Origin of the sequence: Serratia sp. 14-2641, assembly GCF_001692375.1 — a bacterium.
Taxonomy (GTDB): domain Bacteria; phylum Pseudomonadota; class Gammaproteobacteria; order Enterobacterales; family Enterobacteriaceae; genus Chania; species Chania fonticola_C.
Genome location: NZ_LXKR01000018.1, coordinates 56,324 through 79,098, shown reverse-complemented (window position 1 = coordinate 79,098; position 22,775 = coordinate 56,324). Strand labels below are relative to the sequence as shown.

The 22,775-nt window shown below is 56.0% G+C and carries 14 protein-coding genes and 3 tRNA genes; 6 read left to right on the top strand and 11 right to left on the bottom strand.

Going from position 1 to position 22,775, the window contains the following annotated elements; genetic code table 11:
• Positions 1 to 9: 9 nt before the first annotated feature.
• The 4 genes from rlmM to A6U95_RS08465 form a co-directional block, all read right to left on the bottom strand.
• On the bottom strand, positions 10 to 1,113 hold the full coding sequence (gene rlmM / locus A6U95_RS08480; RefSeq protein ID WP_065684153.1) for a 23S rRNA (cytidine(2498)-2'-O)-methyltransferase RlmM: 1,104 nt from the start codon (positions 1,111 to 1,113) through the stop codon (positions 10 to 12).
• Entirely contained in the window at positions 1,106 to 1,501 is a 396-nt protein-coding gene (locus A6U95_RS08475) for a DUF423 domain-containing protein (RefSeq protein WP_024484299.1), read from the bottom strand. Before A6U95_RS08475 ends, rlmM begins: the two co-directional genes overlap by 8 nt.
• Positions 1,502 to 1,553: 52 nt before the next feature.
• Complete coding sequence (locus A6U95_RS08470; RefSeq protein ID WP_024484298.1) at positions 1,554 to 2,471, bottom strand: transcriptional regulator GcvA; 918 nt, start codon at positions 2,469 to 2,471, stop codon at positions 1,554 to 1,556.
• Positions 2,472 to 3,008: 537 nt separating this feature from the next.
• Positions 3,009 to 3,233 carry a YgdI/YgdR family lipoprotein gene (locus tag A6U95_RS08465; protein ID WP_024484297.1) on the bottom strand — a complete coding sequence of 75 codons (225 nt, stop codon included), beginning with the start codon at positions 3,231 to 3,233 and terminating at the stop codon, positions 3,009 to 3,011.
• A gap of 193 nt (positions 3,234 to 3,426) precedes the next feature.
• On the opposite strand from A6U95_RS08465, the gene csdA reads away from it, so the two are divergent.
• The gene (gene csdA / locus A6U95_RS08460; protein ID WP_065684189.1) at positions 3,427 to 4,632 is read left to right on the top strand and encodes a cysteine desulfurase CsdA; all 1,206 of its coding nucleotides are present in this window, start codon (positions 3,427 to 3,429) and stop codon (positions 4,630 to 4,632) included.
• Between the two features lie 19 nt (positions 4,633 to 4,651).
• The gene (gene csdE, locus A6U95_RS08455) at positions 4,652 to 5,086 is read left to right on the top strand and encodes a cysteine desulfurase sulfur acceptor subunit CsdE (protein ID WP_065684188.1); all 435 of its coding nucleotides are present in this window, start codon (positions 4,652 to 4,654) and stop codon (positions 5,084 to 5,086) included.
• On the opposite strand, the gene tcdA is transcribed toward csdE, so the two are convergent.
• Both tcdA and mltA read right to left on the bottom strand, forming a co-directional pair.
• Positions 5,077 to 5,883: a tRNA cyclic N6-threonylcarbamoyladenosine(37) synthase TcdA gene (gene tcdA, locus A6U95_RS08450; RefSeq protein ID WP_024529484.1), complete on the bottom strand. Its 807-nt coding sequence runs from the start codon at positions 5,881 to 5,883 to the stop codon at positions 5,077 to 5,079. The two genes, csdE and tcdA, sit on opposite strands and share 10 nt — an antisense overlap.
• Positions 5,884 to 5,961: 78 nt before the next feature.
• Positions 5,962 to 7,107, bottom strand: coding sequence for a murein transglycosylase A (gene mltA, locus A6U95_RS08445; protein WP_065684152.1), 1,146 nt, complete (start codon positions 7,105 to 7,107; stop codon positions 5,962 to 5,964).
• Between the two features lie 237 nt (positions 7,108 to 7,344).
• Here mltA and A6U95_RS08440 point away from each other — a divergent pair.
• From A6U95_RS08440 to A6U95_RS08430, 3 genes are all read left to right on the top strand, one after another.
• A tRNA-Met gene (locus A6U95_RS08440) sits at positions 7,345 to 7,421 on the top strand.
• Between the two features lie 65 nt (positions 7,422 to 7,486).
• Positions 7,487 to 7,563 (top strand) — tRNA-Met (locus tag A6U95_RS08435).
• Between the two features lie 63 nt (positions 7,564 to 7,626).
• A tRNA-Met gene (locus A6U95_RS08430) sits at positions 7,627 to 7,703 on the top strand.
• 104 nt (positions 7,704 to 7,807) lie between these two features.
• On the opposite strand, the gene amiC is transcribed toward A6U95_RS08430, so the two are convergent.
• Positions 7,808 to 9,058 (bottom strand): N-acetylmuramoyl-L-alanine amidase AmiC, encoded by a 1,251-nt coding sequence (gene amiC / locus A6U95_RS08425; protein ID WP_024484292.1) that lies wholly within the window; start codon positions 9,056 to 9,058, stop codon positions 7,808 to 7,810.
• Positions 9,059 to 9,286: 228 nt separating this feature from the next.
• On the opposite strand from amiC, the gene argA reads away from it, so the two are divergent.
• Positions 9,287 to 10,612 carry an amino-acid N-acetyltransferase gene (gene argA / locus A6U95_RS08420; RefSeq protein WP_065684151.1) on the top strand — a complete coding sequence of 442 codons (1,326 nt, stop codon included), beginning with the start codon at positions 9,287 to 9,289 and terminating at the stop codon, positions 10,610 to 10,612.
• A 59-nt stretch (positions 10,613 to 10,671) separates the two neighbouring features.
• Here argA and recD read toward each other — a convergent pair whose 3' ends face one another.
• The 4 genes from recD to recC form a co-directional block, all read right to left on the bottom strand.
• On the bottom strand, positions 10,672 to 12,522 hold the full coding sequence (recD, locus tag A6U95_RS08415; protein WP_065684150.1) for an exodeoxyribonuclease V subunit alpha: 1,851 nt from the start codon (positions 12,520 to 12,522) through the stop codon (positions 10,672 to 10,674).
• On the bottom strand, positions 12,519 to 16,070 hold the full coding sequence (recB, locus tag A6U95_RS08410; RefSeq protein ID WP_065684149.1) for an exodeoxyribonuclease V subunit beta: 3,552 nt from the start codon (positions 16,068 to 16,070) through the stop codon (positions 12,519 to 12,521). The genes recD and recB overlap by 4 nt, the downstream gene beginning before the upstream one ends.
• A complete protein-coding gene (gene ptrA / locus A6U95_RS08405; protein ID WP_065684187.1) occupies positions 16,067 to 18,958 on the bottom strand; it encodes a pitrilysin in 2,892 nt (963 codons plus the stop codon). The genes recB and ptrA overlap by 4 nt, the downstream gene beginning before the upstream one ends.
• Positions 18,959 to 19,249: 291 nt before the next feature.
• On the bottom strand, positions 19,250 to 22,621 hold the full coding sequence (gene recC, locus A6U95_RS08400) for an exodeoxyribonuclease V subunit gamma (RefSeq protein WP_065684148.1): 3,372 nt from the start codon (positions 22,619 to 22,621) through the stop codon (positions 19,250 to 19,252).
• Positions 22,622 to 22,775: the final 154 nt, after the last annotated feature.

Here is a 22,775-nt window from a genome sequence, read left to right as displayed (position 1 = left end):
CCATATGCCTTACTCGCGCTCGTCGCGGCGGCCAGGAATAGCTGACCACATGCGGCGCACGTGTACGGTGATCTCTTCACGATCGTGGTACAGCTGCTTGGCATGGATCTCTGCGCTAATCCCCTCGTTGGCCAAGGCTTCGTGGATACTTTGCAGGTTCTGCGCCACCTCTTCGTAGCGCTTCTTCATCGGCAGCTTCAGGTTAAAGATCGCCTCACGGCACCAGCCTTTGAGCAACCATTGGATCATCAGGCTGGTCACTTTTGCCGGTTTCTCCACCATATCGCACACCACCCAGTAGTTTTTGCTGGTGGTCGGTTCAAAGCGGAAGCCGTCGGCACGATGATGGGTCACCTGCCCGGTATCCATCAGGCTCTGGGCCATCGGGCCGTTGTCCACCGAATGCACCATCATGCTGCGTTTGACCAACTGATAGGTCCAGCCGCCAGGGCAAGCCCCCAGATCGACCGCAAACATCCCGCTACCTAAACGCTCGTCCCATTCGTCTGCCGGGATGAAAACGTGGAAAGCCTCTTCCAGCTTCAGCGTAGAACGGCTTGGTGCATCGGACGGGAACTTCAGCCGCGGGATCCCCATATAGAACGGGGAGTTATTGTTGCTGTAGGAATACCCCACGTAGCAACAACCCGGCGCGATAAAGAACACGTGAACCACTGGACGAGAGGGATTCTCACGCGCCATCAGCACTTTCTGCTCACGCAATGCGCCGCGCAGTGGCACAGTCAGCTTGCGGCAGAACTTCAGCAGCTCTTTGCTTTCGTTGGTATCTGGCACTTCTACCCGTAATTCACCGCCGCGGTCGACCACGCCCATCAGCATGCCGACAATCGGTGAAACCCGATCTTCCGGCGGCAAATCACGCAGCAGTTCTCCCACCACCAACATCTGGCGGGCAAAGATCAGCTCACGGAACGGGATTTCTTTCGCCAGGCGATCGGCATCGTCCGGCTGATAGCATTCAAACAGCACATAGCCGCTGTTGTCTTTAACCCTGGCAAAGCCAAACACTTCCAACTGGGCGGCCTTGTCGGTAATTTCCGCCGCGCACTCTTTCTCAAAGCCTTGGCGGCAGTACAACGCGATCTTATTCATGGCGCTCGGCCTTTTTCCTCAGACGCAAAGCGCCAATCAACATCAATGCCCAACCGATCAGGAAGCAGGTCCCGCCTACTGGCGTGACATAAACCCAAACCTTTTGGTGAGACAGCGCCAGACAGTACAGGCTGCCGCTGAACAACACGGTGCCGAGCGCCAACAGCGCTCCGCTCCAGTAAAACCACAGGCTGACCCGACGCTGCATGGCAACAGCCAGCCCCAGGATAGCCAGAGTATGGAACCCCTGATAATCAAGCCCGGTGCGGATCCAGGCCATTTCATTGACCCCAAGCGCACTACTCAATACGTGCGCACCAAACGCGCCCAGAGCAACATAGACAAAACCACTGATAGCAGCAAAAATCAGCATAGAACGGCTACTCATCATTATTCACCTTAATCGAGATTAACCAGCCACAACGTCACCGCAGCCGGCCTTATTGTTCATAGCGAAAGCGGAACTTCTCCTGTTCGCTGGCCGCACGCGCCAAGATCCATTGGCGAAAGGCGGCTATTTTACCCAGTTCTGCCTGGCTGTCATGACATACCAGATAAAAAGCGTTTTTACTTACCAACACATCGTTAAACGGGCAGACCAGCCGACCGGCTTCGATCTCGGTTTGCGCCATCACGTTATTCACCAGCGCAATCCCCTGGCCGTGAACGGCCGCCTGAACCACCATGGCGCTATGGCTAAAGATCGGCCCTTGCTGCACGTTGATATGCTGTAACCCCAGTTGGCGGGTGTATGCCAGCCAGTCGCGGCGTGAAGTATCATGCAGAAGCGTATGATAAGCCAGATCGCCCGGCACTTTCAGTGCATGATCGCCCATTAACAGGCTGGGAGAACAAACCGGCAGCAGATATTCCGCATACAAACGCTCGGTGCGCACTCCCGGCCAGTTGCCACGGCCATAAAAGATCGCCACGTCAACATCATCCGCCAGCTTTTCTTCTTCGCGGTCAATAGCCTGGATGCGCACATCGATCCCCGGATAAGCTGAGTTAAAGCTGGAAAGACGTGGCACCAGCCACTGAATGGCGAAACTGGGCGGCAGGCTGACAGTCAAAGCCCCCTTGGCACTGCGAGCCTGAAGCTTGCGTGTTGCCTCATTGATCGAAGAGAAGATCTCTTTGATATCCAGGTAATAACTCTGCCCCTCTTCCGTCAGCAGCAGCGAACGGTTACGCCGTCGAAACAGTTTCAGCCCCAGGAAATCCTCCAGAGACTTGATCTGGTGGCTGACTGCGGCCTGGGTAACAAACAGCTCCTCTGCCGCCTTGGTAAAACTCAAATGGCGGGCTGCCGCGTCAAAAACCCGCAGAGCATTAAGTGGAGGGAGACGTTTAGACATGAATTAACCCTTTTGTATTGCAAACTGCGGCGTTGTCGGCTGAATGCGCCTTTATGCCGCCTGGCTGTGCCGAACAGGGATGTTCAAATGCCGCGAGCGCAAGGATATGCCTACGCGGCCAATCTGCAATTCATCGGCTTTAGTTACATTTATGTAACAAATGACCACCGGGTTTCGCAAACGAGATCAGGCTGCACGATACATAACGCCACTAGCCCATCCGCGTGGACTATTGCCATTAGTTTTTTTAATCCGAGCCATTATAAATTGTCCGTTGAGCATGCGCCAGTAAATACCTATAGTGGCGACACTTCCTGGGCCGGAACGAAAAGGGATTGGGTGTCGAGGACGCCGATGAACTTTTGGCTTGTGGTTGTGATGTTGTGTTTGCAATTTGTCCGCCAATTCGGACATGGTAGCTAGGCTACTGTTTTTCACTTCCTGTACATTTACCCTGTCTGTCCATAGTGATTTTATGCAGCACCGCCAACTTCGCGGTGCTTTTTTTTGCCTGAAACTTACTGTTTTATCTGAAAATTACTGATTACCTTCAACCATTTCCTTCACGTCGGCACGGTTAATCTGCTGCTCAACGCCGTTGGCGTCTTTGTAGCTGATCATCCCGGTATCGTCATCCACCTTGGGTTTTCCATCGGCGACAATGGTGCGCCCATCGCTGGTATGCATGACGTAGTTGCTTGAGCAGGCTGATAGGGTAAACGTAAGCATCAGGGCAGAGATAACTGCGGCTGTCTTGTTCATTTGTGACTCCTTGTAGATAAAAATGCTGTAAAACTCATTTCTGTTATTTAAGGGACTCATTCGAACGCCAATATTCAGCATAACAAACTTTCGTCAGATTTCCAGAAAACAGCGACAATTGTTCGGGACAACTTGTCTCTGACGGCAAAATAGGACAGGATCAATGGCTGACAAAGCCACTGATAATCAGCCGATGAAGCCTTTTGAGCCTACCTTGTTCCGCAGCCAGTTCCCGGCCCTTCAACAGGCAGGAATTTATCTGGACAGTGCCGCTACCGCGCTAAAACCGCAGGCGGTGATCGACGCCACGCAGCAGTTTTACAGCGCAGATGCCGCCACCGTACACCGTAGCCAACATCGTGCGGCGCAGGATTTGACCCAGCGCTTTGAACAGGCACGCCAGCAGGTCGCCACCTTGATTAATGCCCCCTGTGCGGACGATATCGTTTGGACCCGTGGCACCACGGAAGCCATCAATCTGGTCGCGCAGAGCTATGCTCGCCCACGCCTGCAGCCTGGGGATCAGATCCTGGTTAGCGAGGCGGAGCATCATGCCAACCTGATCCCGTGGTTGATGGTGGCAGAACAGACCGGTGCCAAAGTGGTAAAGCTGCCGCTTGGCCCCGATCGCCTGCCAGATTTGACGCTGCTCCCTACCCTATTGTGCGAGAAAACCCGCATTCTGGCCTTGGGGCAAATGTCCAACGTCACGGGAGGCTGCCCGGATATCGCGCTGGCTATCGAGTTGGCTCATGCGGTGAACGCGGTAGTGATGATCGACGGCGCACAGGGCATTGTGCATTGCCCTGCCGACGTTCAGCGGCTCGATATCGATTTCTACGCCTTCTCAGCGCATAAACTCTATGGCCCAACTGGCATTGGTGCGTTGTATGGCAAAACCGCGTTGCTGGCCCAAATGGGGCCATGGCAAGGCGGAGGGAAAATGCTGACGCAGGCTTCTTTCAGCGGCTTTACGCCACAAAAACCGCCGCACTGTTTTGAAGCCGGTACGCCAAATATTGCCGGAGTGCTGGGGCTGGGTGCCGCGTTGAGCTGGCTGGAAACGCAGGATATGGCCGCCGCCGAGCAATACAGCCGCGCTCTGGCGCAAAATGCCGAACAGCGTTTGCAGCAGTTACCCGGATTTCGCAGCTTCCGCAGTTCCGGCTCCAGCCTGCTGGCCTTTGATATCGCCGGGATCCACCACAGCGATATCGTCACCCTGCTAGCCGAACAGAACATCGCGCTCCGCGCAGGCCAACACTGTGCACAACCTTTGATCGCCGCATTAGGGGTCAGCGGAACGTTACGTGCGTCATTTGCGCCTTATAATACGCCGCAAGACGTCGATGCTCTGGTGCTGGCGTTAACTAACGCCATCGAATTACTGGCGGAATAAGATGCAAAATGGAGAACCGATGCTTGCCCCTCACCCTTTTGGCCGTGAAATCACCGCCGAGACGCTGATAGCAACCTTCAGCGCGCTAAAACAGTGGGAAGACCGTTACCGCCAACTGATCATGCTGGCGAAACGCTTACCATCGCTGGCGGACGACCTGCGGCAAACGGAGATGGAACTGAGCGGTTGCGAAAACCGGGTCTGGTTGGGGCACCAGCGGTTGGCTGATGGAACACTGCATTTTTATGGCGACAGCGAAGGACGCATTGTGCGCGGCCTGCTGGCGATCCTGCTGACAGCCGTCGAAGGCAAAACGCCGCAACAGGTACTAGCCATCGATCCCTTGGCCCTGTTTGATAGCTTGGCGCTGCGTGCACAGCTCAGCGCCACCCGAGCCAGCGGCCTGGCAGCCTTGGCGGCAAGGGTGCACGCCATCGCTGCCAGCTATGCCTGACGAGCCGCCTTTGCCACCATCTTCTTCAACGCGTGGGAGACGGCAATAAAGCCAAAGGTCGCGGTGACCATGGTCGCCGCACCAAAACCCGCGCTGCAATCCATTCTCTTTGGCCCTTCTGCGGTACTGCGTGAGGCACACACTGAACCATCCGGCTGCGGATACACCAGCGGCTCGGTGGAGAAGACGCAGTCGATCCCCAGCTTGCCTTTGCTGTTTTTCACCACGTTAAAGTCGTTCTTCAACCTTTCACGCAGCTTGGCTGCCAACGGATCCTGGATGGTTTTGGCCAGATCGGCCACGGCGATCTGCGTAGGATCGATCTGCCCACCGGCACCGCCGGTAGTGACTACCGGGATCTTGAAACGTCGGCAATAGGCCAACAACGCCGCTTTGGGCCGCACGCTGTCGATCGCATCAATCACATAGCTGAAATTATGGTTCAACAGCTCGGCGACGTTGTCGGGGGTAATAAAATCATCCACGCAGGTCACCCGGCATTCCGGGTTGATCGCCAGGATCCGTTCCGCCATCACTTCGGTCTTCGACTGGCCAACATGCTGGCGCAAAGCATGGATCTGCCGGTTGGTGTTGGTGACGCATACGTCATCCATGTCGATCAGAGTGATCGCACCAATGCCGGTTCGCGCCAGCGCTTCAGCCGCCCATGAACCGACCCCGCCAATGCCGATCACACAAACGTGCGCCTGGGCAAACAATGCCAATGCCGGTTGGCCATACAGGCGCGCCGTGCCGCCAAAACGCTGAAGATAGGCCTCTGAATAGGCTGTACTCATTTCGCTTTACTTACCTTGGTTGCAAATAGTCAGGGCCGGAAGATCCGGCCCTGCGGGTCAATCTATATGCCATCGTTCTCAGCGAGTCACCAACTGGGAACCACTCGAGGCGGTCAATGGCTGATTGGCGCTAAACAGCTGCGCCCCAGGATTACCGCCTTTCAATACCCAGACCCGGCCATAGTGATTGTAGAACCCGGCCGAGTGACCGGCTTCTGGGCCAATCCCCTGGTACATATCAAAATGCTGGCCCTTGATGGCACCACCCACGTCAAGAGCGACCATCAGGCGCATTTCATATTTTCCCGTGAACTTGCCCTTGTTGTCCAGTAGCGGGACTTCTGCCAGCAACGTGGTACCAGCCGGGATCAGGGAGCGATCGGAAGCCACTGAGGCTTTGGCGATCAGCGGCACCGCGCTGGCCCCTTTCACCGGAGCGAAAGGCACCGGGTGGAAGAACACGAACGACGGGTTTTGCTCCAGCAGTTCGCGCACTTCAGCTTCGCTGTGGGTATCCGCCCACTGGCGAATGGCCTGCATTGACATATCGGCCTTGGCCACTTCACCGCGATCGATCAGCACCTTGCCGATACTGCGGTAAGCATGGCCGTTCTTGCCGCTATAACCAAAGAACACCAATGGCTGGCCGTTGCCGAAATCAACATAGCCGCTGCCCTGCACTTCCATCATGAAGTTATCCATCAGGGAGTTGGTGTAAGCAATGATGTAACGGCTGTCCAGCGCCCCTGAGTAGATACCGGCACGATCCGGCAGGCGGCGCTTGCCTTTGGCTGGCATGCTGTACAGCGGGTAGCGGAATTCCCCCTGTTGGGTATAACGAGCCTGCAGCACCGGGGTGTAATAGCCAGTGAACTGGACGTTGCCATAGCTATCGACGCCTTCCATCTGATAGGCGCTGAGGCCGAACTGGTTCAGTTGGCGCGTATCCGCCCCCGCCGCCATCCAGTTTTGCACCGCCTGATAGGTGGAGTTATTGCGGTTAAACAGCGACGGCGAAGCGTATTTAATCTCCATCAGCTGGTTGGAGTAATCCTGGCCGTTGATCGGGGCGCCTCTGGCATTGGGCCGATTCACCAACTCCAGCGACTGATCCAGATGACCATCTTTATACTGCTGCCCCCGGTCGGTCGGTTTTGACGAACAACCGGCCAGTACCGCAATCACTAACCCACCGAGCAGGTATTTGCCCCAACGTCCTTTCATTGCACACTCTCTCAGACTGATATGTTCCATACCCAATGGATACGGGTAAACTGGCTGAACGATAACAAACGGCTATAGATAAAGGAATCGCTACCGCTAAAAATTCCCAGCCAGATGATTATGATGAAAAAAAACGCAAATTGGGGACTAATGCAGCATAAAAATGGCTTTCGGTGAATTATATGCAAAAAGGGTTTGCAACAAAATGCCTGGAGAGTATAGTGCGCTTCCATCGGACGCGGGGTGGAGCAGCCTGGTAGCTCGTCGGGCTCATAACCCGAAGGTCGTCAGTTCAAATCTGGCCCCCGCAACCAACCGATACTGTGATAACGGTATCAAAAACAGGTTGGATTCGATGAAAGAAAAGGTATTATACGGACGCGGGGTGGAGCAGCCTGGTAGCTCGTCGGGCTCATAACCCGAAGGTCGTCGGTTCAAATCCGGCCCCCGCAACCAACCGATACGGCAATGGCGGTATCACATGAAGGGTTGGTTCGATAATATCAGTATCAAGACGGACGCGGGGTGGAGCAGCCCGGTAGCTCGTCGGGCTCATAACCCGAAGGTCGTCAGTTCAAATCTGGCCCCCGCAACCAATCTTGATAACATCAGACAAGCACCTTAACGGGTGTTTTTTTGTATCTGAATTTCCCCTACCTTCCCCATTAACCACGCCGCCCCTCCTTGGGCTACGCCTGGTTTAACGCCGTGCCAATGCGCCACCGTTGGCGAAATAGGCTTTGATCCCAGCCAGAATAGATTGCGCCACCTGCTGCTGAAAATGGCTGGTGCGCAGCTTGCGCTCTTCTTCCAGATTGCTGATAAACGCCGTTTCCACCAGGATCGACGGAATATCCGGGGCCTTCAATACGGCAAAGCCGGCCTGATCGACACGATTCTTATGCAGACGGTTAATTTTACCCATGCGGTTCAGCACTTCCTTACCGAACTTCAAACTGTCATTGACGGTGGCGGTCTGCAATAGATCGAACATGGTGTGATCCAGGTAGCGATCGCCACTCTTGCTAACCCCGCCAATATCGTCGGCGGCATTCTGGGTCTGCGCCAAAAACTTGGCGGCGTTGCTGGTTGCCCCTTTGGTAGAAAGCGCAAACACCGAGGAACCGCGTGCCGAACGGTTGCTGAAAGCATCGGCGTGGATCGAGACAAACAGATCGGCCCGCTGCTTACGAGCTTTGGCTACGCGCACCTTCAATGGAATAAACACGTCTTCATTACGCGTCATAAACACTCTCATGTTGGGTTCGCGTTTGATCAACGCACTGAGACGGCGGGCAATCTGCAGCACGATGTCTTTTTCACGGGTTTTGTTTTTGCCAATAGCCCCCGGATCTTCACCTCCGTGTCCAGGATCCAGCATGATCACAATCGGCCGATCGCGCCCAGCCTTACCGGCCTGCGGTGCTTCCGCCGGTAACGTCCGCTCCAGATCGCCCTTGTTGTAATCTTCCAGTAACGCCAACAGCGGATCATACTCTTCACCGCTGCCCCCCTTGGTAGGATAAAGATCCATCACCAGGCGGTTGCGGTATTCGGAGACGGGTGTCAGGGTAAACATATTTGGGCTGACGCTTTGCTTGAGTTCCAGCACCAGCCTGACGGTATTCTTGTCAAACTGGCCGACCCGCGCCTGTTTCAGATAGGGATCTTCTTTGCGCACCTGCCCGGCGATACCTTTAAGCACGCTATTTAGCTGTACCCCTTCCACATCCACCACGATGCGCTCTGGATTGGTCAGGGCAAACTGTTTGTATTTCAGTGGAACATTGGATTCCAGCGTGACTCGGGTATAGGTCGAGGAAGGCCAGACACGGACAGCAATCACATGAGAAGCAGCGGCGAAACCAACGCGACTCACACTCAGCAACCAGGTTGCGGCAACCCCCTGCAACAAACGACGGCGGCCCGGATTGTGATTTGAGTTAGGCATGCGGCTCCGGTAAAAATAACGATTAAAAAAACAGCAAAAAAAAACAATGGCAAAAACTTTACCCAATCCATTCACCGCTGTCATCAGAAAATCTTTTTATGATCTTTCAATTTATTAATCAGTTAGCGCATTTGTCAGAAAAATCGTGCTCATTTCCTACTTGCCTTTGGCGCAATAAAAGAATAAAAATACAAAAATACCGTATAAATATGCAAATGAGGTCTTGCCGTGAAGGAACGTAGTACAGAGCTGGTGCAAGGATTCCGTCACTCAGTTCCCTATATCAATACTCACCGTGGCAAGACCTTTGTCGTCATGCTGGGTGGCGAAGCTATTGAACATGAAAACTTTTCCAGTATCGTTAACGATATCGGGCTGTTACATAGCCTGGGCATTCGTTTGGTGGTGGTCTACGGTGCGCGGCCGCAGATTGACAGCAATCTGGCGCAGCATAACTACGAGCCGATTTATCATAAGCATACCCGGGTGACCGACGCCCATACGCTAGAGTTGGTCAAACAGGCCGCCGGCTTGTTACAGCTGGATATTACCGCACGGCTTTCCATGAGCCTGAATAACACCCCATTGCAAGGGGCGCACATCAACGTAGTGAGTGGCAACTTTATTATCGCCCAACCGCTAGGCGTGGATGACGGCGTCGATTATTGCCACAGCGGCCGTATTCGCCGTATTGATGAAGAAGCCATTCATCGCCAACTAGACAGTAAGGCCATCGTGCTGATTGGCCCGGTGGCGGTATCGGTGACCGGCGAAAGCTTTAACCTGACCTCGGAAGAAGTCGCCACCCAGTTGGCAATCAAACTGAAGGCCGAGAAAATGATCGGTTTCTGTTCATCACAAGGGGTGACCGATGCGGAAGGCAATATCCTTTCCGAACTGTTCCCCAACGATGCACAAAAACGTATCGAGCAGTTGGAAGAGGCTGGTGACTACCATTCCGGCACCGTGCGCTTCCTGCGCGGCGCGGTAAAGGCCTGCCGCAGCGGGGTACGCCGCAGCCACCTGATCAGCTATCAGGAGGATGGTGCACTGGTACAGGAGCTATTTTCACGCGACGGTATCGGTACCCAAATCGTCATGGAGAGCGCCGAACAGGTACGCCGGGCGACCATCAATGATATCGGTGGGATACTTGAGCTGATCCGCCCGTTGGAGCAGCAAGGGATTTTAGTCCGCCGTTCGCGCGAGCAGTTGGAAATGGAGATCGACAAGTTCACGATTATCGAACGCGATAACCTGACCATCGCCTGCGCCGCGCTCTATCCGTTCCCGGAAGAGAAGATTGGTGAGATGGCCTGCGTGGCGGTGCATCCGGATTACCGCAGCTCGTCACGGGGCGAGATGCTGCTGCAGCGGGTAGAAAGCCAGGCTCGCCAGATGGGGCTACAGAAGCTGTTTGTGTTGACCACGCGCAGCATCCACTGGTTCCAGGAACGCGGCTTCACTCCGGCGGAAGTCGACGTGCTGCCGATGCAGAAACAGGCTTTATATAACTACCAGCGCCGCTCGAAGATCCTGTTGGCCGATCTTTGACTTACCCTGGCTAACCCATTGAATATCAGACGGGCGCAGCGTGCTGCGCCCCCTCGTTGTTACTTCCCGATCTGCAAGCGTTCGGCCAACCCGCTGCGGCGCTGCGTGGGGGTGCGGATAGCGCTTACCAACACCTTGTCTACCGCATACAGCGAAAGCCGCTGGCGTGCGCGTGTAATGGCGGTATAAACCAGCTCGCGGGTCAGCACCGGCAGAAAATGATTCGGCAGCACTAGTGCCGTATGGTCGAACTCCGAACCCTGTGATTTATGCACCGTCATCGCATAGGCGGTTTCATGCGCCGGTAAGCGGCTAGGCTGTACCGATTTGATGCTGCCGTCCGGTAATTGGAAATGCACGCGCAGATCGCCACCCTCACCGGGTAAGGCAATGCCAATATCGCCGTTAAACAGCCCCAGCGCGCTATCATTACGGCCAATCATCACCGGCCGCCCCAAATACCAGCGCCCGGCGGGGCCAGGATTACGCCGGATCAAACCGGCACGCTGCAGCCCGCTTTCGATACGCTCATTCAGCCCGGCAACGCCAAATGGCCCTTCGCGCAGTGCGCAAAGCAACTGGAAGCGGCCAAAGGCATCCAGGATCGTCACGGCCCCTGCCCCTTCTGCCACCAGCCGCAGATAGTCGCGATAACCGGCAACGCAGCTATCCAGCAGCCGTTGATAATCTTCGGTTTCTGCCAGCGGGTAACCCGCCACGTCAGCATAGCTGCCGTTCAACGCTGCCAGGGCGCGCTTGCTATCGCCAGCATTCACCGCCAAAGCCAACTGGCCAATGCCGGATTTGGCATCAAACCGGTAACTCTTGCGCAGTAGGCACAGGCTATCGCGCACCGCTGCCTCGGCCTCCGCTGGCTGCCCTTGCACGGGGCAACCGGTCAGACGCGCCAACTGTGCCGCACGGGCCTCGCTATATCCCTGCTCGGCAAACCGGCAGATATCCCCCAGCACGGCTCCAGCCTCCACCGAGGCCAGTTGATCGCGATCGCCCAGGAAGATGACTCGCGCCTTGGGGGGCAAGGCAGCAATCAACCTTGCCATCATGGGCAAATCCACCATCGAAGCTTCATCCACTACCAGCACATCCAGATGCAGCGGGTTCCCCCGGTGATAGCGCATGCGCTGGCTGTTTGGCTGGGCCCCCAGCAAGCGGTGTAACGTTGCCGCTTCCGTAGGGAATAAGGCTCGTTGCTCCAGGGTTAAATCCAACTGACGGCTAGCGCTTCCCAAGGACTCGGTTAGACGAGCTGCTGCTTTACCGGTAGGCGCAGCAAGTTGAATGCGCAGACGCTCCCCGTCCGCCAACTGCACCAGTGCCGCCAACAGCTTGGCAACGGTGGTCGTTTTGCCGGTGCCGGGGCCGCCGGAAATAATCGCGATGCGGCGCGTGGCGGCTACCGCTGCGGCAATTTTTTGCCAGTCGGGTTCGTCCGTAGCCGCGCCAAATAACCGATCGAGAATGGTGCGAAGCTGCGCCTCTTCAAGTTCCTGTGGCACGCTGTCGCTACTGATAAAAGTGGCAACATCACCTTCGCTCTGCCACATGCGTTGCAGATACAGCCGCTGCTGTTGCAGGACCATCGGCGTTGCCGTACTGCCATCGCTAACCGCAGGCGATCTCGCCAGACGCTGTTGCCAACTAGCCACGTCCGGTTGCCCGCAGGCCTGCCAGGCAGCCAGGGCCAACTCAGGCTGGCGGCCATCAAACAGATTTTCCGGCAATAGCTGTTCGAGCAACAGACAAACGTGGCCCGCACCGGCCTCCGAGCTCAGGCAGGCGGCGGCCAGCAGGATATCCGGTTCATCATCGTTGGCGACCACCTGGGCAAATTGCACGTCCAGCGGTCGCAAGGCGCCCAGAGCCAACGCCTGATGCAAAATCTCAATCATTGCCCATCCTCAACGTTGGCCGTTTCACCGCTAAACAGGCGATCCATTCCTTCAACCAGAGCATACTCCGGACGACAGGCAAAAATACCGTTGCCCTCATGCTCGGCATCTACCCCGCGTAAAAACAGATAAATCACTCCGCCAAAATGGCGCTGGTAATCGTAATCCGCCAGGCGATGCCCCAGATAGCGGTGCAGCGCCAAGGTATAGAGTTGGTATTGCAAATCGTAGCGGTGTTCCGCCATCGCCCGCGCCATCGCCTCTTGGGTATAGGCGCTGCTGTCTTCGCCCAGCCAGTTGGATTTGTAATCCAGCAGGTAGTATTTACCCTGCCAGCAGAATACCAGATCGATAAAGCCTTTCAGCATGCCCTGAACCTGTTGGAAATCCAGCGCCGGGCAGCCAGCAGAAAGGGGATCGTAGCGTTTTACCAACTCATCCAGTTGCTGCGCTTGCAGCAGGCCACCGATCGGCAGATAGAACTGTAATTCTGCCTGCCTGGCTCCTGACGGTAAGGCGGATAGCGCGACGCCGCTGCTATTAAGCGGCGCATTCAGCAGCACGTGCATCCAGCCGGATAATACCGGCAACCAATGCTCCTCCAGCCCTTGGTGTTGCAACTGCTCCAGCAGCCACTGCTCATCTAGCGGTTGGGTAAAATCCAGCTCCTCAAACAGGCTGTGGAGGAAAGTGCCAGGGGCCGCACCGCGCGGGAAAGTATGGGGAGTAAATGCGGGGGGGATAACCGTATCGCCCTCACCAACGGCATCAACGTCCAGGCGCGGCAACAGCTCCTGCATCCGGCTTGAGCCATGCTGCTGCAAGCCGGTATAGCTGGTTACCCGCCAGAAATCCTGCATCCTGCGTGGGAACTGCCTGGCCGTCAGTTCTGCGGCGGTTGCCGTCTGCGGCTCCCAGCTCTGTTCACCTGGCGCATCCACCAGCGACAGCGCAATGCCTTGGGTTGCCAACTGCTGCAGGCAGGTTTGCAGATAGGCAGCATCGCCCGCCTGCCCGGCCTGCACCAGATATCCCAGGGCACTGCGGTGCAAATCCGTATCGCCCTGCTTCTTGCGCGTACCGAGAAACAACGGCGCAATACCGATACTGCAGTGATATACCGAACGGGTCAGCGCCACATACAGCAGGCGCAAATCCTCTGCCAACCGTTCCTCTTCCGCCCAGGCCACGCTTTCTTCGTTGGCATTAAGATCCAGCAGGGCTTTAAAGGTCTGACGATCGTGATACAGCACCTGCTGCTGCTGGCGGAAATTCCCCACAAAAGGCAGCCACACCAGATCGAACTCTAACCCTTTCGACTTGTGGATGGTGATTACCTGCACCAGATGACGGTCACTTTCCAGCCGCAGTTGCTGATTATCCGACTGGCGATTCGGCTGAGCGATCTGCTGCGCCAACCAACGTACCAGCGCATGTTCACCATCCAACTGCGCCGTGGCTTCCTGCAACAGCTCCCCCAGGTGCATCACATCGGTCAAACGGCGCTCGCCCCCTGGGCTGGCCAGCAGGTTTTCAGCCAGATGCCGCTTGGCCATCACCTCACGCAGCATCGGTAATACGCCACGGCGCAGCCAGTGGCTACGGTATTCATCAAACTCGTTGACCAAATCATCCCAAGCGGACTCGTTATGGTTTAGCCCATCCAGCGTCAAGGCATCCAACCCCAATAGCCCGGTGGCCAACGCGCAGCGCAGGGTTCGCTCCTGTTCGGGAGCCAGCACCGCCTGTAGCAGCCACAGTAAATCTTTGGCTTCCGGCGTATCAAACACGCTGTCACGGTTGGAAAGGTAAACCGAAGGGATGGCCAGCGCGCTGAGTGCGTCACGTACCAACGCCGCTTCGGCGCGGCTACGCACCAGAATGGTAATATCCGATGCCTGAACGTGGCGACGTTGACCCCCTTTGACCAGCCAGGCTTCTCCGGCCTGCCCGGCACTCAGCCAGTCGCGGATCTGGGCTGCGCACAAGCGCGCCATTAATTGTTGGTAATCACTTACTCCGGCCCCATCCCCGGGTTGCAACCAAAATTGCATGGCCGGTTGCGGTTTATTCTGCCACTCGAAGACCAGTTCCTGATTCTTCGCTGCGGCTGCTACCTCGATAAACGGGATTTGGCCAAACAGGAACGGCTTTTCCACCTGAGCAAACAGGCGGTTAACGCTGCCAACCATAGCAGGTGATGAGCGCCAGTTTGTCTCTAAGGTGTAGTGGGCACTTACCTCTGAGCGAGCCTTCATATAGGTAAAAATGTCTGCCCCACGGAAGGCGTAAATCGCTTGTTTTGGATCCCCAATCAGCAGCAAACCACACTCTTCCCGGCCAACATACAGTTTCTGGAAGATCCGGTACTGCTGTGGGTCAGTATCCTGAAACTCATCGATCATCGCCACCGGATAACGCTGACGGATCGCCAATGCCAATTGTTCACCACCGGCGCTTTGCAGTGCCGCATCCAGCCTGCTGAGCAGATCGTCAAAACCCAGTTCGGCACGCTGACGTTTTTCCTGTTGAATAGAAAGGCGTATTTCACTCAGCGCCCGTGCCATGATCAGGTCACGCAGGGTCAAGGGTTCGGCAAATAGCTCATCAACCGCCACAAACAGCGGATGCCTCGGGGCTTCACCTTTTTTGGTTTTCTCCAGCAGCACCGATTGGCGGAACTTCTCCAGCTCTTTAGGTAACTGGTAATCTTCGGTTTCCTGGCCCGCCCATTCCCCGACCTTATTCAGCCAGTTGGGTAAATGTTTGCTGCTGTAGCTGCGTTTGTCGACGCCAGACTGACTGATAAGCGCTTCCAGATCCGCCGCCGATGCCTGCCATTGCGCCTTGAGGGCATCGATCCGCGCAACTATCTGTTCATGGCGCATCAGCACCGTTTCTTCATCTTTAGGGGGCTGACGCAGAGTGGGAGCTTCGCCATGCAGGTAGCCCGAGAGATCGCTCAACAAGGCCTCTGGGCCGCTCCACTCCTGACTAACCGCCCGGGCAACGCCCAGTGGCAATGGGTAGCAGTGACGCCGCCAAAAATCGGCGCAGGCCTGACGGCGCAACGGCAGTTCGTCCTGCACCAGCGTTTGTTCAAACAGAATGCCCGACTCGAATGCGTTGTGAGTGAGCATTCGCTGACAAAAACCGTGGATAGTGTAGATCGCCGCTTCGTCCATCTGGCGCTCGGCAGCCAGCAATTGCGCTGCGGCCTCTGGCAGATCGCCAATCTCCGCCATCAGCGCGGCAAACAGCGGGTCTGAGCTATGCCCACGTACGCAGGCAATGCGTAATGCGTGGATATTGCTGCGAATGCGGCCCCGGAGCTCCTCCGTCGCCGCTTCGGTAAAGGTAACTACCAGGATCTCTTCTACCGTGAGCGGCCGTGGAAACGCCGCCGCCTGGCCTAAGCCAAGCAGCAAGCGCAGATACAAAGCACCGATAGTGAAGGTCTTCCCTGTCCCTGCCGAGGCTTCGATCAGCCGTTCACCAAACAGCGGCAACGTCGGTGGATCAAGCCGCTGAGGAACGCCTTTCGTCATGGCGTCGCCACTTTACGAGGCAGCGTTTTTTGCAGGGACGAGGCGTTAGGATAGGTCACCCAACCTTCACCCGGCGCAGCAAAGTCGGCTTTCTGCTGGCTGCTGCCACTCACCTGAGACAACAGTGCCAGACCCTGTGGCTTAATCACCGCCTGATGGAAGTAATCCGCCAGTTTGGCAGGCGTTAGAGTCTGCACCTGGGCGATCAGCTTTTCACGGGTATCGAAGGCGAAATTACCGCGATCGAAATCGCTACTGAAACGGCCCGCTTCTTCACCCAAGGTCTGTGGACGCTGTTGCAGCTCATTGATCATGGCCTGTTTGTATTGGGCAAAATCGGCATCGCTCAATTCACGCAGGCGCTTTTCCGTCTTCGGATAGAAATCTTGATAGCGCTGGTAGAGATAGGCTGGCTGCTTACTGTTGCTTTGCAGCAGGAAACCTATGCCCCACTGGCGGCCAACTGGCATCGCAAAGGAGAACACCGCATAGCCGAGCTGCTCTTGGGTACGCAATTGGCTGTAGAACCAAGGTTGGATGATCTGCCCCAGCAATGAGCTATACGCCATGCTGGTCACTTCGTCATACCCCGTTGGGACATACACCGCCGCCAGCGCCGAATCGGTGCTGCTGCCAGGACGCTGCAGATTGGCAAACTGGTTTTTATCAATCACGACGTTTTCGCCGTGCCACCATTCCACACCGGTACAACCCAGGCTCTTCTTCAGTGAAGAGGCCAGCGTGTCCACCTGTTGCTTGCTCATATTACCCACTACCAGCAACTCCGGCGTGGCCCCGGCCATCAGGCTGTCGCGGTAAGCCAGCACGTCTTGCAACGTTATGGTTTTCAGCACTTCACGGCGTTCACTGCGCTCGGAGTAAGGCACGCGGGACAGCATCTGTACCGGCTGGATCGCCAGCTCAAAGGCTTTGCCCTTCTCGGCGGAATCCAACTGTTCCAGATACCAGGATTTCGCCTGTTCCAACTGCTCTTGCGTTGGGGTAAAGCTGGAGTAGCCTTCAATCAATGAGGTCAACAGCTGTGGCAAACGCTGGGTAAAACCATTGGCGCTAAACATCAGGCCATTATTGGGCGCGGTAGAGAAGCTAATCCCGCCCACCGAAGCCTGATAGCTCAACTCATCGAGCGAGATCCCCGCCAGATAATCCATCAACGAGAACAGCACCTGATTACGCGCCGAATCCATGGTTTTGGCGTTACGCAAAGCTACCGTCACATCGGCCTTGGGTTCATCGGCAAAATAGCGGCTTGGCATATACAGCACCCGCAGCCCTGGCTGGTTCACCACCATTTCCGGTTTGGTAAACTCATGTGAGGGCTTGTTCAGGGTAAACTCATCCGGAATATAAGGGTTCAGCCCCGGTAAAGAAAGCGCGATATCTTTACCCAACTGCTGCCATTTCGCGAAGCGTTCCGCGCTGATTTTCTCAACCTGATAAGGTGCATCAACAAAGTAAGCCGTTTTGTTGTGCGGCTCATTCGGGCTGACAAACCAGATACGCGCATTTTGTGGCGTCATCTGACCCAGGCGTTCAGCAATGGCTTTAGGATCGTAGCGATCGGCCAGGTACGGCGCATCCAGCGTATTCTCTACCGGTACGCGCAGCATGGTGTCCACCAGCCACTCGATGTAATTCATGTCGCGGGTAATCGACGGATAGCGGAAATCCAGATTCAGCACATGGGCGATCTCGTCAAAATAACTTTGTTTGATCCCTTCGCCCTGCAGCATTTTCAGATAGCTGAAGATCGCTGCCACCACCTGGTCACGCTCCGCCAGCCCCTTGTCGGTCAAGGAAACGCTGATTGAGAATACGCCGCCGTTGCGATCGACCATCGGGTCGGCACCCGCATTGATGGCATCTGCCAGCCCCTGCTTCTGCAGCCAATCGGAAAGCGTATTGGTGCTGCGGTTGCCAATCAGGTAGCTGATATAGGTATCGGTTTTGCTGCGGAACTCGGCGCTGTTGTTATCGATACGGAATTCGACCTTCAGCTGCTTGCGCGGCTGCGCCGGTACATAATGAATAATGATGCCCTGCTGCTCCGAGGTAACCGCCGGAACGGTGATCGGTGGCACTTTCGCATCATGATTAGGAATGCGGCCGAAGGTTTTAACCGCCAGCGCTCTCAGTTCAGGCAGGGATTGGTTGCTATACAGCACGCCCTTCATCAGGTTGGCAGAATAGTAACGCTGATAAAAACCAACGAGTTCTTCGTGCAGCTTGCTGCCTGGCTTATCCTGCAAAGTCTCGAGGTTGCCGCCAGAAAAACGTGCACTAGGGTGAGCCGGATTGAGGGTTTCTGCCCCAACCTGCGCCATGCGCATACCGTCACGGGAGCGCGCCATCGTTAACTCGGCATTCACCGCGTTGCGTTCACGGTCCGCATTGCCGGGATCGAGAATAGGTTCGGCAATGGCATCGGCCATGCGGTCGACAGCGGGCTCTAAAGCGTCGTTTTCCACTTCCAGATAGTATGCGGTGCGATAAGACGCGGTGCTGGCATTGTGGCTACCACCGTGCTTTTTCAAAAACTCGGAGAGGTTCTCAGGTTCTGGATAGCGCTTGGAGCCCATCAGTACCATATGTTCCAGGTAGTGAGCCAGGCCAAGTTGGCTGTTGGGATCTTCCAGCGAGCCTACCGGCAGCGCCAGGGCAGCCAGTGACTTTGGTGCCAGCGCGTCAGACACCAGCAGTACGGTCATGCCGTTATCCAGCTTGATAGCCTGATATTCACGCGGATCGTGATCGCTTTTGTTGATCTTTTCCGCCAACGGTTGCCAGCCTTGTGCGGCCCAACTTAACGGCGCCCAAAACATAACCAATAACATCAACCCGGTAATGCGGGTCAACAGTCTGCGCATATCCAAAATAAACCCCTGTTCTCTGGCTGTCACGCCAACTCCCTGACGGTGACAGCATGGTGCAAAATGACACAACCGGAAGCGATGCCCAATGAAATTCAATTTCTAACTCAAAGCATTACGGTTTTAAACACTCAACTCACTATAGCCCACATCGTTGGGGGCGTTACGTACGCCACTCTACAACGTATATGCCTATACGTTATGTAAGACCAGACTTAACCTCAATGGTTGAGTATAAAAGCGTAAAATTTTTATCATCTCACTGCGACCTGTGTCACCGAGGGGGTATTACCCCAGGTTATTGCGGGCCACGGGCAACAGGTAACGCTCTGTTTCTTTCAGGATTTGTTCAAGGCGAACATTATCCATTTGGCGGAAAACGCGCTGGGTATAGGGATCTGCCCCCTCGCCCGGGATCCGCTGATCGCCCTGCCAGGCTTGCAGCAGCTTGGCACGCGCCTTGATCTGGACTTCTTCATCCCAGTCTATCTGCTGCGTTTGCGCCTGATAACATTGGCTCAACCAGGCCCAACCGCTTTTATTGAGCAGCATCAGCGGCTGCGACAGGCCACGGCGGTAGCCCGCCACTAGCTCCGCCAACTGCTCATGGGCCTGCTCGCTCGTAAGCGCAGCGAAGCGCCAGGCGGAATTCTTGCTGCCAAACATGCGGCTTTCGCCGCTACCACCAACGCAGCAATACACCAGGTGCTCCAGCCAAAGTAAGATACCGTCTACGGCCGAAAGCGTTGCTGGCCGCCAGCGTAGCAAGCCATCCTGCTGTACCTGATGCAGCCAACCGGTGATACGCATGCCCGCCACCTCGATATCCAGCTCCAGGCTGCCATTCTCCTGGCGCTGTTCACGCACCCGTTCAGCCAGCTCCGCCATTTCTTCCTGCTGCTTTTGCCAGTAAATCTCACCGAAAGCTCCGTAAGGTAATCCCCCCGATGCCCGCACCCGTTGGTATAACTTGCCTGCGTCCTCCCCCTCGATCAGCGTGTTCAGCAATTGGCTGTTGAACTGATAGCGGCTGAGGTTATCCAGCGTAAAAGGCTCGTCTTCCGGCAGATCGGTCTCTTCCAGAATGAAGTTAACACCCAGACGTAGCTGGAAGAAAGCACGGATCGGATGGCGGTAAAAACGGAGCAGTTCATCAAGAGAAACCTGGGTTTTCTCTTCCACCACCAGCGGTTGATTAAATTCCGGATGTGCAGCGCCACGACCATCGGCAGCGGCCAACCATTCTGCCGCATAGCTTTGATCTTCACTCCCCGGCAGGAAGTTTTCCGCAGCAAACGGCATGCGGGCATGGCGTTTAAGCAAGTGCTCACCGACCCTGCGTGCGCTGCCGTCCGCATCCAACGCTTCATCGCCGGGCAAACAGTAGCTTTGCTGCAGATATTCCAGCAGTTCAGTGACCAATACCGAAGGATAACGCTCACTGTTGTCCTGAATGGAACGGCCGATAAAGCTGATGTACAACTGGTGCTGGGCAGAGAGGATTGCCTCCAGGAACAGGTAGCGGTCATCGTCACGTCGGCTGCGATCGCCCCGCTTAATCTGCTGCGCCATCAGGTCAAACCCCAGCGGCGGCAAGGTGCGAGGGTAGACACCGTCGTTCATGCCCAGCAGGCAGACCACCTTGAACGGAATGGAACGCATGGGCATCAGGGTACAAAAGTTGATCTGGCCGGCCAGGAAACGCTGGCTGATGCGTTGCTGATCGAGCCGTGCGGCCAGTTCATCGCGCAGCAGCGTCAACGGCACGGCATCGGGATAGCGTGCTGCCAGGCCAAAGCTGGCCACTTTCTGCCACTGCTCTTCGATCAGCGCCAACGCCTCTTCCGTTTCGCTGTCCGTCTCAAAGAAGCTATTGAGCAGTTGGCGGCACAGCGGCAGCCATTCGGCTAACGGCCGCTCTTCGCTGAGGATTTGCCGCCAACGGCTAAGTTGTGCCAGCAGATCGGCCAATTGCCCGGCCAGTTCGGCCACTAATCCACTCGACTCATCATAAGGTAATACGCCCTGCCAATCTCCGGCGTTACTGTCCATGGCGTAGCCCAGCAGCATCCGCGTCAGGCCAAACCGCCAGGTATGCTGCCCGGTTGCGGGTAGATCCAGCTCACGCACGTTGTCATCATCCAATCCCCAACGTACCCCTGATTCGCCAGTCCAGTGGCGTAACAGGCTTAACCCCTCTTCCTGAATCGAGAAACGCGCCGCTAACGCGGGCACGTCCAACAGCGCCAATACCTGCTCTGAGGTAAAACGGCTTTGCGGCAGATCCAGCAAGGAAATAAAGGCTTGTAGCGCGGGATGCGCCTGCCTGGCCTTACGATCGGAAATGGCAAACGGCAGGTAGCGCCCGGCGGGGGCATTGCCAAACACCGCCTGAATATACGGGGTGTAGCTGTCGATATCCGCCACCATCACGATGATATCGCGCGCGGTAAGTTGGAGATCTTCTGCCAGCATGGCCAGCAACCGATCGTGCAGCACCTCGACTTCGCGCTGCGGGCTATGGCAGGCATGCAGACTGATGGAGCGATCCTGCGGATCGAGCTGGCGCTTATTGTCACTGCGCTCCAGGGTTTCTGGCGTGGTGCCGATCAGTGCGTGATCTTCCAGCTCCAGCATGTCGTGCTGAATGGCGTGCAGCAAACTATCTGCCGGGATCTCGACAAAGGCATCCACCTCCTGCACCGCCTCCATCTGCGACAGTAAATACAGATGATCGCGCCCCAGCTTCCCCCAGGAAGCCAACAGCGGGTTACTCAGCTGTTGTTCGCCCTCGGCATCAAATAGTTGGGCTGCCTGTTCTGGCTGACGGAACAAGCCTTGCTCGCGTGCCTGGTGATAGTGGCGGCGTTTGCGGCTCTGCAAACGGGCCAGGAAGGCGTAGTCCTGAATGTCGCCCCAGTAATAGCGACAGGGGTTGGTAAACATCAGATGGATATCAATATGTTTACCCAAAGCCTGCAGCGCTTCCAGGTAAATTGGCGGCAAGGCAGAAATCCCGCAGATAAACACCCGTGGCGGCAATCCTGCAGGGCATTGAGTGGTATTCTCCAGCGCGCTGATAAACCGGCGATACAAGTTGGCGCGGTGCCATTCGGGCTGGCCCAGCTCGTGGGTATATTCCACCAACCGATGCCACAGGGGGGCTTGCCAGCTTTGCGCCTCTGCCAGCCCTTCTACCGCCTCCCCACGCTGCCAACTCTCCAGCCACTGCGGGCGATAAACCAGATATTGGTCAAACAGATCGGCAACGCGCCCGGCGAGCTGGTGGATCTTGCGCTTGTCGGCGTCATCGGTCAGGTAATGCTGTAGGGGAGCAAACTCGGGCCGGGTCAGCATGCCTGGCAGCAGCCACATCAGCTTCCAGGTCATGGCATCTTTGCTAAAGGCGCTCTCTTTGGGAATGCCGGGCAATACCTTGGTAAACATGTCCCAGATAAAGGTCGCCGGGAGCGGGAAAACGATATTCGCGGCAATGCCAAACTGCTCGGCCAGCTGCATCTGCAACCACTGCGCCATACCGGGGCTTTGCACCAGCACCACTTCCTGTTGAAACGGATCGGCCAAAGGTTCTCTGGCTATCAGCGCGCTGGTCAGCGTTTTCAGCAAGTCCAACTGATTGGAATGATAAACCGTAAACATGAGGCTCCTTGGAAGCGAAAAAGGGCATTACCAACTACTAACTCAACGTCCCCTCACCCTAACCTTCTCCCAAAGGGAGAGGGAACCGATCGAGAACACCTCGACCAATATAGAGAGGGATATCGATCAAGACGACTGACGAACCTCACCGGCC

Bases quoted from the DNA above. Each gene is read 5' to 3' on its own strand.
- rlmM (WP_065684153.1), bottom strand. From the start codon at position 1,113: ATGAATAAGATCGCGTTGTACTGCCGCCAAGGCTTTGAGAAAGAGTGC.
- A6U95_RS08475 (WP_024484299.1), bottom strand. From the start codon at position 1,501: ATGAGTAGCCGTTCTATGCTGATTTTTGCTGCTATCAGTGGTTTTGTC.
- A6U95_RS08470 (WP_024484298.1), bottom strand. From the start codon at position 2,471: ATGTCTAAACGTCTCCCTCCACTTAATGCTCTGCGGGTTTTTGACGCG.
- A6U95_RS08465 (WP_024484297.1), bottom strand. From the start codon at position 3,233: ATGAACAAGACAGCCGCAGTTATCTCTGCCCTGATGCTTACGTTTACC.
- csdA (WP_065684189.1), top strand. From the start codon at position 3,427: ATGAAGCCTTTTGAGCCTACCTTGTTCCGCAGCCAGTTCCCGGCCCTT.
- csdE (WP_065684188.1), top strand. From the start codon at position 4,652: ATGCTTGCCCCTCACCCTTTTGGCCGTGAAATCACCGCCGAGACGCTG.
- tcdA (WP_024529484.1), bottom strand. From the start codon at position 5,883: ATGAGTACAGCCTATTCAGAGGCCTATCTTCAGCGTTTTGGCGGCACG.
- mltA (WP_065684152.1), bottom strand. From the start codon at position 7,107: ATGAAAGGACGTTGGGGCAAATACCTGCTCGGTGGGTTAGTGATTGCG.
- amiC (WP_024484292.1), bottom strand. From the start codon at position 9,058: ATGCCTAACTCAAATCACAATCCGGGCCGCCGTCGTTTGTTGCAGGGG.
- recD (WP_065684150.1), bottom strand. From the start codon at position 12,522: ATGATTGAGATTTTGCATCAGGCGTTGGCTCTGGGCGCCTTGCGACCG.
- recB (WP_065684149.1), bottom strand. From the start codon at position 16,070: ATGACGAAAGGCGTTCCTCAGCGGCTTGATCCACCGACGTTGCCGCTG.
- ptrA (WP_065684187.1), bottom strand. From the start codon at position 18,958: ATGCGCAGACTGTTGACCCGCATTACCGGGTTGATGTTATTGGTTATG.
- recC (WP_065684148.1), bottom strand. From the start codon at position 22,621: ATGTTTACGGTTTATCATTCCAATCAGTTGGACTTGCTGAAAACGCTG.